This window comes from Pseudomonas sp. NY15463, from assembly GCF_048068415.1.
In the GTDB taxonomy this organism is placed as follows: domain Bacteria; phylum Pseudomonadota; class Gammaproteobacteria; order Pseudomonadales; family Pseudomonadaceae; genus Aquipseudomonas; species Aquipseudomonas mosselii_C.
Genome location: NZ_JBLUQD010000002.1, coordinates 720444 through 734669 on the forward strand (window position 1 = coordinate 720444; position 14226 = coordinate 734669).

The 14226-nt window shown below is 62.4% G+C and carries 16 protein-coding genes; 7 read left to right on the forward strand and 9 right to left on the reverse strand.

Annotated elements, in window-relative coordinates; translation table 11 throughout:
* Positions 1–7: 7 nt before the first annotated feature.
* The 4 genes from proB to rplU form a co-directional block, all read right to left on the reverse strand.
* On the reverse strand, positions 8–1126 hold the full coding sequence (gene proB, locus ACNFIC_RS07480; RefSeq protein WP_138219033.1) for a glutamate 5-kinase: 1119 nt from the start codon (positions 1124–1126) through the stop codon (positions 8–10).
* A gap of 78 nt (positions 1127–1204) precedes the next feature.
* Complete coding sequence (cgtA, locus tag ACNFIC_RS07485; protein ID WP_416780574.1) at positions 1205–2428, reverse strand: Obg family GTPase CgtA; 1224 nt, start codon at positions 2426–2428, stop codon at positions 1205–1207.
* Between the two features lie 188 nt (positions 2429–2616).
* Positions 2617–2874: a 50S ribosomal protein L27 gene (rpmA, locus tag ACNFIC_RS07490; RefSeq protein WP_003247464.1), complete on the reverse strand. Its 258-nt coding sequence runs from the start codon at positions 2872–2874 to the stop codon at positions 2617–2619.
* Between the two features lie 37 nt (positions 2875–2911).
* Entirely contained in the window at positions 2912–3226 is a 315-nt protein-coding gene (rplU, locus tag ACNFIC_RS07495; RefSeq protein ID WP_003247466.1) for a 50S ribosomal protein L21, read from the reverse strand.
* Between the two features lie 244 nt (positions 3227–3470).
* Between rplU and ACNFIC_RS07500 the strand changes: the two genes are divergently transcribed.
* The 3 genes from ACNFIC_RS07500 to ACNFIC_RS07510 all read left to right on the forward strand — a co-directional run bounded on the left by ACNFIC_RS07500 (position 3471) and on the right by ACNFIC_RS07510 (position 5369).
* A complete protein-coding gene (locus tag ACNFIC_RS07500) occupies positions 3471–4439 on the forward strand; it encodes a polyprenyl synthetase family protein (RefSeq protein ID WP_138219035.1) in 969 nt (322 codons plus the stop codon).
* Positions 4440–4635: 196 nt separating this feature from the next.
* Complete coding sequence (locus ACNFIC_RS07505; RefSeq protein WP_138219036.1) at positions 4636–4977, forward strand: zinc ribbon domain-containing protein YjdM; 342 nt, start codon at positions 4636–4638, stop codon at positions 4975–4977.
* A 146-nt stretch (positions 4978–5123) separates the two neighbouring features.
* Positions 5124–5369, forward strand: a complete 246-nt coding sequence (locus ACNFIC_RS07510; protein ID WP_138219037.1) for a hypothetical protein — start codon at positions 5124–5126, stop codon at positions 5367–5369.
* A 138-nt stretch (positions 5370–5507) separates the two neighbouring features.
* Here ACNFIC_RS07510 and ACNFIC_RS07515 read toward each other — a convergent pair whose 3' ends face one another.
* The 5 genes from ACNFIC_RS07515 to ACNFIC_RS07535 all read right to left on the reverse strand — a co-directional run bounded on the left by ACNFIC_RS07515 (position 5508) and on the right by ACNFIC_RS07535 (position 10403).
* Positions 5508–6125: an FKBP-type peptidyl-prolyl cis-trans isomerase gene (locus tag ACNFIC_RS07515; protein ID WP_138219038.1), complete on the reverse strand. Its 618-nt coding sequence runs from the start codon at positions 6123–6125 to the stop codon at positions 5508–5510.
* A gap of 85 nt (positions 6126–6210) precedes the next feature.
* Complete coding sequence (locus ACNFIC_RS07520; RefSeq protein WP_138219039.1) at positions 6211–6516, reverse strand: DUF6482 family protein; 306 nt, start codon at positions 6514–6516, stop codon at positions 6211–6213.
* 158 nt (positions 6517–6674) lie between these two features.
* Positions 6675–7163: a TIGR00645 family protein gene (locus ACNFIC_RS07525; RefSeq protein WP_138219040.1), complete on the reverse strand. Its 489-nt coding sequence runs from the start codon at positions 7161–7163 to the stop codon at positions 6675–6677.
* Between the two features lie 301 nt (positions 7164–7464).
* On the reverse strand, positions 7465–7803 hold the full coding sequence (locus ACNFIC_RS07530; RefSeq protein ID WP_138219041.1) for a hypothetical protein: 339 nt from the start codon (positions 7801–7803) through the stop codon (positions 7465–7467).
* Positions 7804–7964: 161 nt separating this feature from the next.
* Positions 7965–10403, reverse strand: coding sequence for a Lon protease family protein (locus tag ACNFIC_RS07535; protein ID WP_138219042.1), 2439 nt, complete (start codon positions 10401–10403; stop codon positions 7965–7967).
* Between the two features lie 243 nt (positions 10404–10646).
* Between ACNFIC_RS07535 and ACNFIC_RS07540 the strand changes: the two genes are divergently transcribed.
* From ACNFIC_RS07540 to ACNFIC_RS07555, 4 genes are all read left to right on the forward strand, one after another.
* Positions 10647–11135: a DUF3015 domain-containing protein gene (locus ACNFIC_RS07540; RefSeq protein WP_138219044.1), complete on the forward strand. Its 489-nt coding sequence runs from the start codon at positions 10647–10649 to the stop codon at positions 11133–11135.
* Positions 11136–11214: 79 nt separating this feature from the next.
* The gene (locus ACNFIC_RS07545; protein WP_138219045.1) at positions 11215–13068 is read left to right on the forward strand and encodes a DUF4105 domain-containing protein; all 1854 of its coding nucleotides are present in this window, start codon (positions 11215–11217) and stop codon (positions 13066–13068) included.
* 137 nt (positions 13069–13205) lie between these two features.
* The gene (locus ACNFIC_RS07550) at positions 13206–13562 is read left to right on the forward strand and encodes a hypothetical protein (RefSeq protein ID WP_138219046.1); all 357 of its coding nucleotides are present in this window, start codon (positions 13206–13208) and stop codon (positions 13560–13562) included.
* Positions 13563–13696: 134 nt separating this feature from the next.
* Positions 13697–14194, forward strand: a complete 498-nt coding sequence (locus tag ACNFIC_RS07555; protein ID WP_138219047.1) for a GreA/GreB family elongation factor — start codon at positions 13697–13699, stop codon at positions 14192–14194.
* Positions 14195–14226: the final 32 nt, after the last annotated feature.

Consider the following 14226-nt stretch of genomic DNA (forward strand, 5'->3'; position numbering starts at 1 on the left):
ACCTCCTTCAGACCAACACCAGGTTGTCGCGGTGCACCAGTTCCGGCTCCGCGCTGTAGCCCAGCAGGCTTTCAATGGCATCGGACGGCTGACCGATGATTTTCTGCGCTTCCAGCGCGCTGTAGTTGGCCAGGCCGCGTGCCACTTCGACACCGTCAGGACCAACGCACACGACCATTTCGCCACGGCGGAAACTGCCCTGCACGGTCTTCACACCCACCGGCAACAGGCTCTTGTTGGCCTGACGCAGCGCCTGCACGGCACCGGCGTCCAGTACCAGGGTGCCACGGGTTTGCAGGTGGCCCGCCAGCCATTGCTTGCGCGCGGCGAGCATGCCGCGCTCGGGCGACAGCAGGGTGCCCAGGCGCTCACCGCCCTTCAGGCGGTCCAGCACGCGCTCGATACGGCCACCGATGATGATGGTGTGGGCGCCGGAGCGGGCAGCCAGGCGTGCAGCGCGCAGCTTGGTCTGCATGCCGCCACGTCCCAGGGCTCCACCGGTGCCGCCCGCCACGGCATCCAGCGCCGGGTCATCGGCACGGGCTTCGTAGATCAGCTGGGCTTCGGGGTTGTTGCGCGGATCGGCGTCGAACATGCCGTCGCGGTCAGTGAGGATGACCAGTAGGTCGGCTTCCACCAGGTTGGCCACCAGTGCAGCAAGGGTGTCGTTGTCACCAAAGCGAATCTCGTCGGTGACCACGGTGTCGTTCTCGTTGATCACCGGCACCACGCCCAGGTCGACCAGGGTGCGCAGGGTGCTGCGGGCATTGAGGTAACGCTTGCGGTCGGAGAGGTCGTCGTGGGTCAGCAGGATCTGCGCGGTGTGCTTGCCGTGCTCGCCGAAGCTCGACTCCCAGGCTTGCACAAGGCGCATCTGGCCGATCGAGGCCGCCGCCTGCAACTCGTTCATCGCACTCGGTCGCGAGGTCCAGCCCAGCTGGCTCATGCCGGCCGCCACGGCCCCGGAGGACACCAGAACCAGTTCCACGCCCGCTTCACGCAGGGCCACCATCTGCTCGACCCACACCGCCATGGCACCACGGTCAAGACCCTTGCCGTCGGCGGTCAGCAGCGCGCTGCCGATCTTCACGACCCAGCGCTTGGCGCCAGTCACCTTGCTTCGCATCTTCTCTTCCAACCTGTGTCGAATCTGTAGATACCAAAACGCCGCTCATTCGAGCGGCGTTCAGTGTACTGCAACCGGTCAGTCGCGCACGTAAATGATTTCCGGGCCGTCTTCGTCGTCCTCGAAATCGTCCCAGTCATCGTCATCGCCGATGTCGTGCACGCTCTTGACGCCGGTACGGCGCAAGGTGCGGGCATCGTCCAGGGCCTGCAACTGGGCGCGGGCTTCGTCTTCGATGCGCTGGTCGAGTTCAGCCAGCTCCTCGGCATAGGCCGGGTCGTTGGCCAGGCGGTCGGCGCGGTCTTCGAGGTAGCGCATCAGGTCGTGGCTGAGCTTCTCGGTACCCTGCTTGGCGATAGCCGAGATGACGTACACCGGACCACCCCAGTTCAGACGCTCGACCACTTCCTTGACGCGCTCATCGCGCTCGTCGTCCATGATCATGTCGGCCTTGTTCAGCACCAACCAGCGCTCACGGTCGACCAGTGCCGGGCTGAACTGCGCCAGCTCGTTGATGATCACTTCGGCGGCATCGGCCGGGCTGCTGCCGTCCAGCGGCGCCAGATCGACCAGATGCAGCAGCACGCGGGTGCGGGCAAGGTGCTTGAGGAAGCGGATACCCAGGCCGGCGCCTTCGGAGGCGCCTTCGATCAGACCGGGAATGTCGGCGATCACGAAGCTCTTCCAGCGGTCGACGCTGACCACGCCCAGGTTGGGCACCAGGGTCGTGAACGGGTAGTCGGCGACCTTCGGCTTGGCCGCCGAGACTGCACGAATGAACGTGCTCTTGCCCGCGTTCGGCAGACCGAGCAAGCCCACGTCAGCCAAGACCTTCATTTCCATCTTCAGGTCACGCTGATCGCCTGGCTTGCCGGGGGTGGTCTGGCGCGGCGCCCGGTTGGTGCTGGACTTGAAACGGGTATTACCCAAGCCGTGCCAGCCACCCTGGGCGACCATCAGCTTCTGACCGGGGGTGACCAGGTCGCCAATGACTTCCTGGGTCGAAGCGTCGATCACGGTGGTGCCGACCGGCACGCGCAGGAACAGGTCGTCGCCCTTCTTGCCGGTGCAATCGGTGCTGCCGCCGTTCTGGCCGCGCTGGGCTTCGTGGTGACGGGTGTAGCGATAGTCGACGAGGGTGTTGAGGTTCTCGTCGGCCACCATGTACACCGAACCACCGTCGCCACCGTCACCACCATTGGGGCCGCCGTTCTCGATGAATTTCTCGCGGCGGAAGCTCATGCAACCGTTGCCGCCGTCACCGGCCTTAACCCGGATCGATACTTCGTCTACAAACTTCATTCAAAACCGCCTCTCGTCGGATGACGAGTCGAAAAACAGAAAACCTGAGGCTCTTGCGAAGATGAGCGCGGCGGCCCCGTACGAACCAGAAACCAACGCCGGCAGCCCAAACAATACAGCTTTGCAAGAGGCTCACCACAAACGAAAAAGCCCCGTCGCATGACGGGGCTTCTGGAGCGACGTCGCGATTAAGCGGCGACGATGCTCACGTAGCGGCGCATGAACTCGCCTTTCTTCTCGAACTTGATCACGCCTTCGATCTTGGCGAACAAGGTGTGATCCTTGCCCATGCCAACGCCGTAGCCAGCGTGGAATTCGGTGCCGCGCTGACGGACGATGATGTTGCCCGGCTTGATAACCTGGCCACCATACATCTTCACGCCAAGGCGTTTCGATTCTGAGTCGCGACCGTTACGAGTACTACCACCAGCCTTCTTGTGAGCCATGGTTCAATTCTCCAATAAATTCAGGGGATCGGGGCGATTAAGCCTGGATACCGGTGATTTTGATTTCGGTGAACCACTGGCGGTGGCCCATGCGCTTCATGTGGTGCTTACGACGACGGAACTTGATGATGCGAACCTTGTCGTGGCGGCCTTGCGAAACGACTTCGGCCACAACTTTAGCGCCAGCAACAACTGGAGCACCGATGGTGACTTCTTCACCGTTGGCGACCAGCAGAACGCGATCGAAGGTCACGGATTCGCCAGTGGCGACTTCCAGCTTTTCGATCTTGAGGAATTCACCTTCAGCGACTTTGTACTGCTTGCCGCCGGTAACGATTACTGCGTAGGACATTTTGAATCTCCGATAATCCTGCTCACCCAGCGCTTTATATGATGAGTATTGGCTGGCATGGCTGCACAAGGCTGGAACGGCCTGGTGCAATTGCGTAAGGCAGGTGCTGCCCAGGAATGTAGGGTGCGCGATTGTACGCAACCGCAGAAAGCCTTGCAAGTACCGGCCTGGGCCCACGGGCAGCGCGCCTTGACACACCGATACCCGCGACCTAGCATGCCGCGCAACCTCACTGGAGCAGCCGATGCAACCCCAATCCTTCTACCGCGCGGTAGCTGACGATTTCAGCGCCGTCGACGAGATCATCAAGAAACAGCTGACCTCGCGCGTGCCGCTGGTATCGAAGATCGGCGACTATATCACTTCCGCTGGCGGCAAGCGCCTGCGTCCGCTGCTGGTGCTGCTGTGCGGCAAGGCTCTAGGCCGTGAAGGCGACGACCTGCGCCTGCTGGCTGCCACCATCGAGTTCCTGCACACCGCCACGCTGCTGCACGATGATGTCGTGGACATGTCCGGCATGCGCCGCGGCCGCTCCACCGCCAACGCCCTGTGGGGCAACGCACCCAGCGTGCTGGTAGGCGACTTCCTATATTCGCGCTCGTTCGAAATGATGGTCGAGCTGGGCTCGATGCCGGTCATGCAGATCCTTTCCAAGGCCACCCGGGTGATCGCCGAAGGCGAAGTGCTACAGCTGTCGCGTGTCCGCGACGCCAGCACCACCGAAGAGGTGTACATGGAGGTCATTCGCGGCAAGACCGCCATGCTTTTCGAAGCCTCCACCCACAGCGCCGCAGCGCTGGCCGAGGCCACCGATGAACAGCGCGAAGCGCTGCGCACTTTCGGTGACCACCTGGGCGTGGCCTTCCAACTGGTCGATGACCTGCTGGACTACAAGGGCGACTCAGAGACGCTGGGCAAGAACGTCGGCGACGACCTGGCCGAGGGCAAACCCACCCTGCCGCTGATCTACACCATGCGCGAAGGTACGCCGGAGCAAGCAGCACTGGTACGCCAGGCGATCCAGAAAGGTGGCCTTGAGGACCTCGAACAAATCCGCATCGCCGTGGAAGCTTCCGGCGCCCTGGCCTACACCGCGCAAATGGCCCGCGACTACGTTGCCCGTGCCATTGCCTGCCTGGAAGTGCTGCCCGCCAGCGAGTACCGCGATGCACTGGTCGAGTTGAGCGAGTTTGCCGTAGCGCGTACCCACTAAAGCATTGCGCCACCCTCTTCGCGGTGGTCCGACACTCCGGCAAGCCCGCCCCCACAGGCCATGCACTGTTCCTGGGGGAGCGGGCTTGCCGGAGTGTCGGACCACCGCGAATGCTTTGGCGCAGGGAAAATTCATTTCCCAAGCAAAACCTTATACAATGTGCGCCTTTACCCGCCCCATCTGTTAAGGATCGAACGTGAGCACTTTGCCGCCCTGCCCCCAATGCAACTCCGAATACACCTACGAGGACGGCACCCAGCTGATCTGCCCCGAGTGCGCCCACGAGTGGTCGGCCAGCGGTGAAGCCGAAGCCGCCAACGATGACGTGGTGAAGAAAGACTCGGTGGGTAACGTGCTGCAGGACGGCGACACCGTTACCGTCATCAAGGACCTCAAGGTCAAGGGCTCGTCGCTGGTGGTCAAGGTCGGCACCAAGGTCAAGAACATCCGCCTGTGCGATGGCGACCACGACATCGACTGCAAGATCGACGGCATTGGCGCGATGAAGCTCAAGTCCGAGTTCGTGCGCAAGGTCTGACCCTCTTCGGGGCCGTCTTCAGGGCGGCCCTGACAGATCCTGCAACAGGATCACTGGCACCATTGGGAAGAAATCTTCCAATAGTCTCTTGCTATTTTGATAATAAGAATTATTCTCATTGGAAATGCTTTCCAAGGAGAACAGCCATGACCTACCTGATCGACGCCTGGCTCGACCGCCCTCACCCTTACCTGCGCATCCTGCACCGCGAAACTGGCGAAGTCTGCGCCGTGCTCGAACAAGATGCACTCGACGAACTGCGCGACCAGGGCGACCTGGACCTGATGGGTTTGAATTCCAGCGAGCCGGGCGTGCTCAAGGAGCTGGTGAGGAATCTGTTTCTGTTCTGCTATGCACGGGCATTGCGCCCTGGGGGAACAGATTGGAACTGAGGCCAGCAGGGCCGGCCTCTTCGCGGTGGTTCGGCAAGCCCGCTCCCACAGGATCTGCGCAACCACTGGGGATTGCGCAGGTCTGTAGCAGCGGGCCTGCCGGAGTGCCGGACCACCGCAACGCGCCTTGAGCGGCGATTACAGAACGTCGAGCAGCTCGACGTCGAACACCAGGGTGCTGTGCGGCGGGATGCTGCCGACGCCTTGGGCGCCGTAGGCCAGCTCGCTCGGCACGTACAGGCGCCATTTGCTGCCCGCGTTCATCAGTTGCAGGGCTTCGGTCCAGCCAGCGATCACGCCGCCGACCGGGAATTCGGCAGGCTGGCCACGATCGTAGGAGCTGTCGAACACGGTGCCGTCGATCAGGGTGCCGTGGTAGTGGGTACGCACGTTGTCTTCGCGGGTCGGCTTGGCGCCTTCACCTGCGTTCAGCACTTCGTACTGCAGGCCCGAGGCCAGGGTAACGATGCCTTCACGCTTGGCGTTCTCGGCCAGGAATTCCTTGCCGGCAGCAGCAGCGGCTTCGGCCTTGGCAGCGGCTTCGGCCTGCATGATTTCGCGGATGACCTTGAAGCTGGCCGACAGGTCGGCTTCGCTGACGCGGCTGTCGGCGCCGTTGAAGGCGTCGGTCAGGCCGGCGAGGATAGCGTCCAGGCTGACGCCCGGTGGCGGGTTGTCACGCAGCTGACCACCCAGCTGGCGGCCGATGCCGTAGCTGACGCGGGTTTCGTCGGTGGACAGGTTGAGTTCGGACATGAGCTTGCTCCGCTTGAGGGCGCACGACATCTACGCCCTGATGAAAAGGGCGAGCAGCCTAGCACACCGGCACGGCGCGAAGCAGCTACCAGGCCGAACGCTGGGAAATCGGCACCTTGAGGTCTTCCGCTGGATGAGCCCCCATGCCGCACATCTCGTCCTGCACAGACCCGTGCACCAGGTTCATCGACAACAACGGCAGGGTTTGTAGAAGCTTGCGCGCATCCTCCACCGAATGCACACGCAAGCGCTCGCCACGGGGATCGGACAAGGGGTGGGCCCGGCCGTTGACCCGCGCCTCGATCAGGTAGTCACCGCCCTCGATGGCGATCAGATTGAGTTCGTCGACATGGCCAGCCCTGGCCTCGGCATTGAGCTGATGCAGGTTCATGAATGCACCTCGCTGCGGCAATACGCATGAGCGATCATTTTTTGTACAGAACCTGTGAATAGGCAAGGCACCGCTCGTCAGTTGCGCGGCGTTGCCGTTTTCGTGGGTGAACCCGCTCCCATAGGCCATGGGAACCGGTTCACCCGCGAATGGGGGGATCAGTGCTTGGTGACCTTGTCCAAGTAACCCATGACGAACGCCGAGATCACGAAGGTCATGTGGATGATCACGTACCACATCAGGTAGTCGGTGGAGATGTTCTGCGCATCCATGAAAACACGCAGCAAGTGGATCGAAGAGATCGCGACGATCGACGCGGCAACCTTCATCTTCAGCGAAGAAGAGTCCATCTTGCCCAGCCAGCTGAGTTTCTCCTTCTTATCGTCGATATCCAATTGCGAAACGAAGTTCTCATACCCCGAGAACATCACCATCACCAGCAGGCCGCCGACCAGCGACATATCGATCAACGACAGGATCACCAGTACCAGGTCGGCTTCGCTGAGGACGAAGACATTCGGCAGTACATGGATGATTTCCTGGAAGAACTTCAGGGCCAACGCCAGCAGGCCCAACGAGAGGCCGAAGTAGATCGGGGCGAGCAGCCAGCGCGAGGCATACATCGCATTTTCAAGAATACGTTCCATGGACAGTGGGGGACTCAATAGGTGGCGGATAAGCGAGCGCGAGTATAGCCAGCCACCTGTGACAGCAAAAGTCTGCGGCGGGTTGCCGCATGTGTCGTGCTCAAACCTGGGCCGTGTTTCTGAGGCGCGCAGAATGAGGGCTGACAACTACATGTCACTGGAGCGGCCTTGCCGGGGCGCCGGACCGGCCGGAAAGGACTGCGCAACAGCCCCGGCTATTTCAGATTTTGCGCTGATAACCTGTGGCCGCTACGCGCCCCTTTCGCGACACGAGGCCGCTCCTACAGGTCCACCAGCAGGCTCAGGTCTCGGGATGGAACTGATAGTCACCGAGGTTGCGACAGCGCTCGCCGTTGATCTTGCGCAGTTGCGCCTGCAAGTGCAGGCACCAGATCTGTGGGTCTTGTGCGACCTGATAACCGTGCAGGGTGAGGCTGTCGACAATGGCATTCATCACCGACTCGGCCACCATCGGGCCATGGAACGGCCCCTGGGCTTTGATCGCCGAAGGTTGTTCGCCGGCCATGCCGGCGGCGAACAGCAAGGTCCACATACCGTTGTCGCCAGCCAGTGGACGGATGCTGCATTCGATACGCGTCACCAGGCCCAGGCACTGGCGGGTGAGGCTGAGGTTGCGCATGGCGGCGTCCCCTCTGAGATGCCCTGTTCAGCCCGAACCGTTCGGGCTGTTTCCATCCTGAACCTTGATACCGTCCCTTAGTTCCACCTTAGCCGACGGACGAAAAAGTTAGAAAACCGGCGCCGAACGGTAGCAATGTGCCTCGACGCCAGTTTATTGACTTACTCAGCCTTGCCCTGGGCGATTACCTCCTCCAGGCGCTCCTTCTCGGCCTCCTTGATGTCTTCCTCGCTGATCATCTCGGCAATCACCCGCAGCCGTTCGACCACTCGCGCGTTGACACTGCCCTCGGCGAACTCGCCTTTGTCGTCCAACGCGCCAGCCTCCTCGCCTACCAGCAAACTCAGGGCCTCGTCGGCCTGGCTGACGGCGTACACGTGGAAGCGTCCGGCTTCTACCGCCTGCAGCACGCGCTCATCAAGCATCAGCGTGGCGACGTTGGCGCGCGGGATGATCACCCCTTGCTCGCCGGTCAGGCCACGGGCCTCGCAGAGGCGGAAGAAGCCTTCGATCTTCTCGTTCACCCCACCGACTGCCTGTACCTCACCGAACTGGTTGATCGAGCCGGTGATGGCGAAGCACTGCTTGAGCGGCGTACGCGAGAGCGCCGAGATCAGCGTGCAGGCCTCGCCCAGCGAGGCGCTGTCGCCGTCGACATAGCCGTAGGACTGCTCCAGGGCAATGCTCGCCGAAATCGCCAGGGGGAATTCCTGAGCATAACGGCTGCCCAGGTAACCGGTGAGGATCATCACCCCCTTGGAGTGGATCGGCTGGCCCAGGTTGACCTCACGCTCGATATCGACGATGCCGCTGCCACCGGGGTAGACGGTGGCCGAGATGCGTGCAGGCATGCCGAAGGCCGAATCCCCCACTTCAAGCACGGTCAGGCCGTTGCACTTGCCAATCGCCGCGCCCTCGGTGTCGATCAGGATGATCCCGGCAAGCATGTCGTCCAGCACCCGCTGCGACACTCGCCCAGTGCGGGTGGCCTTGGCCTTGAGCGCCCGTTCGATGTGCCCGGCATCGGTCATTTCGTCATTGGCCAGCTGGCGGATGAAATCAGCCTCGCTGACCAACTGGAACAGATCACCGATACGCGCCGACAAGCGCGACTGGTTTTCGGCCAGGCGTGCACTGTAGGTGGCCAGACGCGCCACCGCGTCGCTGGTCAGCGGTGCCATACCCTCCTCGTTGGTGCGGGTGCGCAGCAGTTGGGCGAATTGCTCCAGGTTCTCGTCGACCATGGGCATGTCTTCGTCGAAGTCGACCAGCACCCGGAACATCTCCTGGAAGTCCGAATCGTGATCCTGCAACGCGTAGTACAACTGGCGCGAGCCGATGATCACCAGTTTGACGCTGAGCGGGATCATCTGCGGTGTCAGGCTGACGCTGGCAACACGGCCCAGTTCGCCCAGCGGCGACTCCATCTTCAGCTTGCGCGATTGCAAGGCACGCTTGAGGGCATCCCAGACGAACGGCTCACCGAGCATTTTCTCGGCCTCAAGGATGAGGAAGCCGCCATTGGCGCGGTGCAGCGCCCCAGGGCGCAACTGGCGATAGGAGGTATACAACGCCCCCTGGTCGGTGCTGTATTCGATACGCCCGAACAGGTTGTCGTAGGTGGGATGCGGCTCGAACACCACCGGCGCCCCACCATTGGCAGGATGGCCGACCACAAGGCTTGGCGCGTATTGCTCTTCGAGCATCTTGCGCGCCAGCGCATCGGTCTTGCTGTCTTCCACCAGTTGCTCGACCACCGTGCGCAGCAAGTTGAGCTGCATCGACTGCAAGTAGGCGCACACGGCGGCGTTCTCGGCGTACTTCTCCGACAGCGGTGCCAGCAGTGGCTGCAAGGCCAGGGTGATGGTCTCTTCGTTGAGCTGACGCAACTGGTTGTTGGACTCGCGCTTCCACTGCGGCAGGCTCGACAGCTCTTCGTTCAGCCGCTCTTCCAGCTCGGCGATGTCCTCGTGGAAGCGCTCGCGCACGTCTTCGGGCAACTGGGCGAACTCAGCCTCGTCCAGCGCCTTGCCATCGGCCATGGGCGTGAAGGCGACGTTGCTGCTATCGCGGTACAGCGCCACGTCCTTTTCCAACGAGGCGCGCTCGATCACATCCAGGGCGCGGTCGTAACGCTGGTTGAAGGCGCGGTCGATGGCGCTTTTCTTCTGCTGGTAAGAGGGGTGCTCGAACACCGCCGGGAAGGTGGCCAGCAGGTTGTCGATCAGGCCGTTCATGTCACTGATGAACGCATGCGCCGTACCCGCCGGCAGCTCCAGTGCACGCGGCTCGCGGGAGTCTTCGAAGTTGTTGACGTACAGCCAGTCGGCCGGGGTAGCCTGGCGCTTGCCCTCGGCTTTCAGGTAGCGTTTGACGAAAGAAAAGCGGCCGGTGCCCGGTTCGCCCATGACATACACGTTGTAACCGGGGCGCGGCATGGCCACGCCGAATTGCAGGGCCTCGACGGCACGCTCCTGGCCCAGCACACCACGGAATGGCTCCAGATCGTCGGTATTGGAGAAGGCAAACTGTTCAGCGGAGAAACGCCGGGTCAGGGCTTCGGGCGCGAGACGCAGGCGCGAGGCGACAGGATCGGGCATTGGGTTTCCTTACTTCGGCGGGGCAGATGGACAGCATTCTGGCGCTGCCTGCGCGCAGCTGGCAAGGCTGCGCCGGACTTTATGTCGCAAGCATGGCAATGCAATTTTTCGCAATAAGCAACGCAACCTTTGGATCGCGCCTAAACTCCAAGCTGCGCGGGGGGGTGGAAAGCTTCCCTGTACTGGCAACCTGGTTGCCAGTCCCTGACCCTTGGTACGTCACTTTAGAATGAGAACAATGCTATGAAACGGATTCTTCTGGGTACTCTGTTCGCCGCTGTCTCGATCAACGCCATGGCCGAAGCGCCAGGCGGCCCGAACTGCGGCTGGGGCAACATGCTGTTCGAAGGCCAGCGAGGCACGCCGGCCCACTTCCTGGCTTCCACCACCAACGGCACTTCCGGCAACGCTACCTTTGGCATGACCTCCGGCACCAACGGCTGCTCGACCAAGGCAGCCCTGAGCTATGGCGGCAAGTCCTGGTTCGCCATGAACGGCATGATGAACGAACTCTCCGAAGACATGGCCAAGGGCCAGGGCGAAGCCTTGACCACCTACGCCGTAGTGCTCGGCGTCGCGCCTGAAGACCGCGCGCACTTCGCTGCCGTCACCCACGAGCACTTCCAACAGATCTTCAGCAGCGCCGATGTCACTGCCGAGACGGTCCACAGCAACACCCTGGCCGTACTCAAGAGCGATCCACAACTGGCCAAGTACGCCACCGAGGCTTGAGCCCCGCGCCTCCCGCCCCGATCACGGGGCGGGTTCTGGCGCTTCACCCTCCGGCATCATCAGGATGTAGTTGCCCGACATGCTCAAACGCCTCGCTCCCTTGGCGCTGATCGCCAGCGCACCGCTGCACGCCGCACCACAACTGGACCCGGCTCGCCTGCAACAGCTCGCCGCCACGCCTTATTGGATCGCCCTCGGCCACTACGAGACGGCCAAGCTCGGCGGCTGGCGCAGCTATGTGGACGACCGACGCTTTTTCCTTGCCGAGGATGGCGCGCACCACCCCGACCAGGAACTGCAAGCCACGCTCAAGGCGCTGTATGCGCCGGCAAACCTGGGCGACAAGCATGCCCAATGCGTATTCCCGGCACGTACCCGTTGGTTGCGCGAACAACTGAACCTGACCGACCTGCCGCAACCGGACTGCCAGGAGTTCGCAACCTGGTACAAGGCCATCGACCCGCACAGCGCGGCACTCATCTTCCCGGCGGCCTACCTCAACAGCCCGTCGTCGATGTTCGGCCACACCCTACTGCGTATCGACCAGTCCAATACCCAGCGCGACGACACCACCCTGCTCAGCTACGCGATCAACTTCGGCGCCTACATCGAGGGCAGCGACAACAGCATCCTGTATGCCTGGAAAGGCCTGATGGGCGGCTACCCAGGCTTGTTCGCGCTGATGCCCTACCAGGAAAAACTGTCTGAATACCGCAGCCTGGAAAACCGCGACCTGTGGGAATACCAGCTGGACCTCACCCCCGAAGAGACCGGGCGCATGGTCGAGCACGTCTGGGAACTCAAACAGATCCAGTTCGATTATTTCTTCTTCGACGAGAACTGCTCCTACCGCCTGCTGGAACTGCTCCAGGTAGCGCGTCCCGGCCTGGACCTGACCTCGCAATTCGGGCTGACCGCGATCCCGACCGATACGGTCAAGGCGGTGAAACAGTCTGGACTGGTCACCGACGTACGTTACCGCCCCTCCCGCGAACGCGAGCTGCTGGCCCGCGCAGAGCCCTTGGCGCACACCGAAAAACAGCATGTGCTAGCCATCAGTGCCGACACCGCTCACCTGCAAGACCCCGACTTCACTGCCCTGCCCCGCGAGCGCCAAGCGCTGGTGCAGGACGCTGCGTATCGCCTGGAACGCTACCGCGCCAACGGCCAGCAACGCGACCCGGCCCAGGCCGCGCGCAGCTTCGAATTGCTGCGTGCGATCAACCGCAATCCACCACCGCCCTTGCAGGTCGAGCGCCCAGGCCTGCCCGAGGACGGGCACCAGTCACGCACCTGGCAATTGGGTGTCGGGACCCGGGAAGACCGCGCCTTCGCCGAATACGGACTGCGCATGGCCTACCACGACCTCAACGACAACCTGTACGGCTTCCCGCTGGGTGCGCAAATCGAGATCCTGCAACTCAAGTTGCGCCAGTACGAAGGCAATGACTGGCAGGTACAGCGCCTGGACCTGGCCACCATCCGCTCGCTGACACCGCGCAACGAGCTGCTAAAGCCCTGGTCGTGGCAAGTGGCCGGGGGCCTTGAACGGGTGCCGGGCAAGCACGACGACGAAGTGCTGGTCAGCCATGTGAATGGCGGTGCGGGTGGTACCTGGCAACTGGCTGACGATCTGCTTGGTTTTGCCTTGGGCACCGTACGTATCGAGCACCACAATGACTTCGCCGAGTTCGTCTCGCCCGCCGCAGGGTTCAACGGCGGGGTGTTGTGGCGCAACCCGCTGGGCAACCTGACCCTGGAAGCCAAGGGCGACTACTTCACCAATGGCGAAGTACGCCGCAGCGTCAGCCTCAACCAGCAATGGGAAGTCAGCCAGAACCTTGGCCTGCGCCTGAGCGCGTCACGGCAGTTCAGCCACCTCGCCACGGCGCAGAACGAGGTGATGCTGGAGTTGAAGTGGTACCAGTACTGAACCGTGGAACGCGTCGCGGGGCGACCCGCGATGCAGCTTGTCGCGTGTGAACCCAGCGACTCTTTGACACTGTTTTGACACCCCCCCGACAAATCAGCACCTAGACTTTCGAGCATCATTTCAAAGGTCGGGTAGTCATGTGGCGGTACGGGTTGGGCATGTGCGTGGCGTTGTGGCTGACAGGGTGCGAAACCACCCACGAGCAGATGGTCAATCAGGGCTATCCGCCTGCATACGCCGACGGTTTCCAGGATGGCTGCAGCAGTGGCCGGCAAGCGGCCGGGCTGATGGTCGGCGACTTTCGCAAGAACGTTCCGCGCTACCTGCACGAGCGCCAGTACGAAACCGGCTGGGACGATGGGTTCCGTCAGTGCAATGCGATGCAGAGCAACGAAGACACGCGCCAGTATCGCGAGCGTTACTGGGATGAACGAGATCGCGACTGGCAACGCGAAAAAGACCAAGGTGCGGCACGCGCCTTTCGGCGTAACTGAGTCGCAAACGGACATGCCCGCTTCAAGCCGCAAGCAGTAAGCTCTAAGCAAAAGCACAAGCGCTGCCTGATCGACGCCTGCTCTGGGGCAACACCGATCAGCTTGAAGCTTGAAGCTTGCCACTTGGAGCTGAGATGAGCCGAGCATTCGTCAACGAAGACCAGGCCGCTGCACAGGCCAGCCAGCCGGTGGAGCGGCGTGTCAGCGACCAGCCTAATTACCTCACCGCCCAGGGCCTGGCGCAGTTGCAGCAGCGCGTGGCATCGCTCAACGCCCTGCGCAGCGAGCTGCACGCCCAAGGCGAGCGCGCCGACAAACAGCGCATGGCCGACACCGAACGCGACCTGCGTTACTACACGGCCAGGGTGCAGAGTGCCCAGGTGGTGCCCGCCGCCAGTTCTACCGAGAAGGTGCAGATTGGCAGTTGGGTGCGGTTTGTCGATGAGCAGGGGCAGCAGCATGAGGTGCAACTGGTGGGTGAGGATCAGGCCGATGCCGCGCAGGGCCTGATCAACTGGGGCTCGCCGCTGGGACGGGCGTTGCTGGGGGCCGCGCCTGGGGATGAAGTATTGTGGCGCAGGCCGGCAGGCGATCAGATGATCGAGGTTGTGGAGATCTTGGTTGAGGGCTGAGGGCCATGGGGCTGCTTTGCAGCCTTTCGCGG

What these genes read in the sequence shown, in the direction of transcription:
- proB (WP_138219033.1), bottom strand. Translation starts at nt 1,126, where the DNA reads ATGCGAAGCAAGGTGACTGGCGCCAAGCGCTGGGTCGTGAAGATCGGC.
- cgtA (WP_416780574.1), bottom strand. Translation starts at nt 2,428, where the DNA reads ATGAAGTTTGTAGACGAAGTATCGATCCGGGTTAAGGCCGGTGACGGC.
- rpmA (WP_003247464.1), bottom strand. Translation starts at nt 2,874, where the DNA reads ATGGCTCACAAGAAGGCTGGTGGTAGTACTCGTAACGGTCGCGACTCA.
- rplU (WP_003247466.1), bottom strand. Translation starts at nt 3,226, where the DNA reads ATGTCCTACGCAGTAATCGTTACCGGCGGCAAGCAGTACAAAGTCGCT.
- ACNFIC_RS07500 (WP_138219035.1), top strand. Translation starts at nt 3,471, where the DNA reads ATGCAACCCCAATCCTTCTACCGCGCGGTAGCTGACGATTTCAGCGCC.
- ACNFIC_RS07510 (WP_138219037.1), top strand. Translation starts at nt 5,124, where the DNA reads ATGACCTACCTGATCGACGCCTGGCTCGACCGCCCTCACCCTTACCTG.
- ACNFIC_RS07515 (WP_138219038.1), bottom strand. Translation starts at nt 6,125, where the DNA reads ATGTCCGAACTCAACCTGTCCACCGACGAAACCCGCGTCAGCTACGGC.
- ACNFIC_RS07520 (WP_138219039.1), bottom strand. Translation starts at nt 6,516, where the DNA reads ATGAACCTGCATCAGCTCAATGCCGAGGCCAGGGCTGGCCATGTCGAC.
- ACNFIC_RS07525 (WP_138219040.1), bottom strand. Translation starts at nt 7,163, where the DNA reads ATGGAACGTATTCTTGAAAATGCGATGTATGCCTCGCGCTGGCTGCTC.
- ACNFIC_RS07530 (WP_138219041.1), bottom strand. Translation starts at nt 7,803, where the DNA reads ATGCGCAACCTCAGCCTCACCCGCCAGTGCCTGGGCCTGGTGACGCGT.
- ACNFIC_RS07535 (WP_138219042.1), bottom strand. Translation starts at nt 10,403, where the DNA reads ATGCCCGATCCTGTCGCCTCGCGCCTGCGTCTCGCGCCCGAAGCCCTG.
- ACNFIC_RS07540 (WP_138219044.1), top strand. Translation starts at nt 10,647, where the DNA reads ATGAAACGGATTCTTCTGGGTACTCTGTTCGCCGCTGTCTCGATCAAC.
- ACNFIC_RS07545 (WP_138219045.1), top strand. Translation starts at nt 11,215, where the DNA reads ATGCTCAAACGCCTCGCTCCCTTGGCGCTGATCGCCAGCGCACCGCTG.
- ACNFIC_RS07550 (WP_138219046.1), top strand. Translation starts at nt 13,206, where the DNA reads ATGTGGCGGTACGGGTTGGGCATGTGCGTGGCGTTGTGGCTGACAGGG.
- ACNFIC_RS07555 (WP_138219047.1), top strand. Translation starts at nt 13,697, where the DNA reads ATGAGCCGAGCATTCGTCAACGAAGACCAGGCCGCTGCACAGGCCAGC.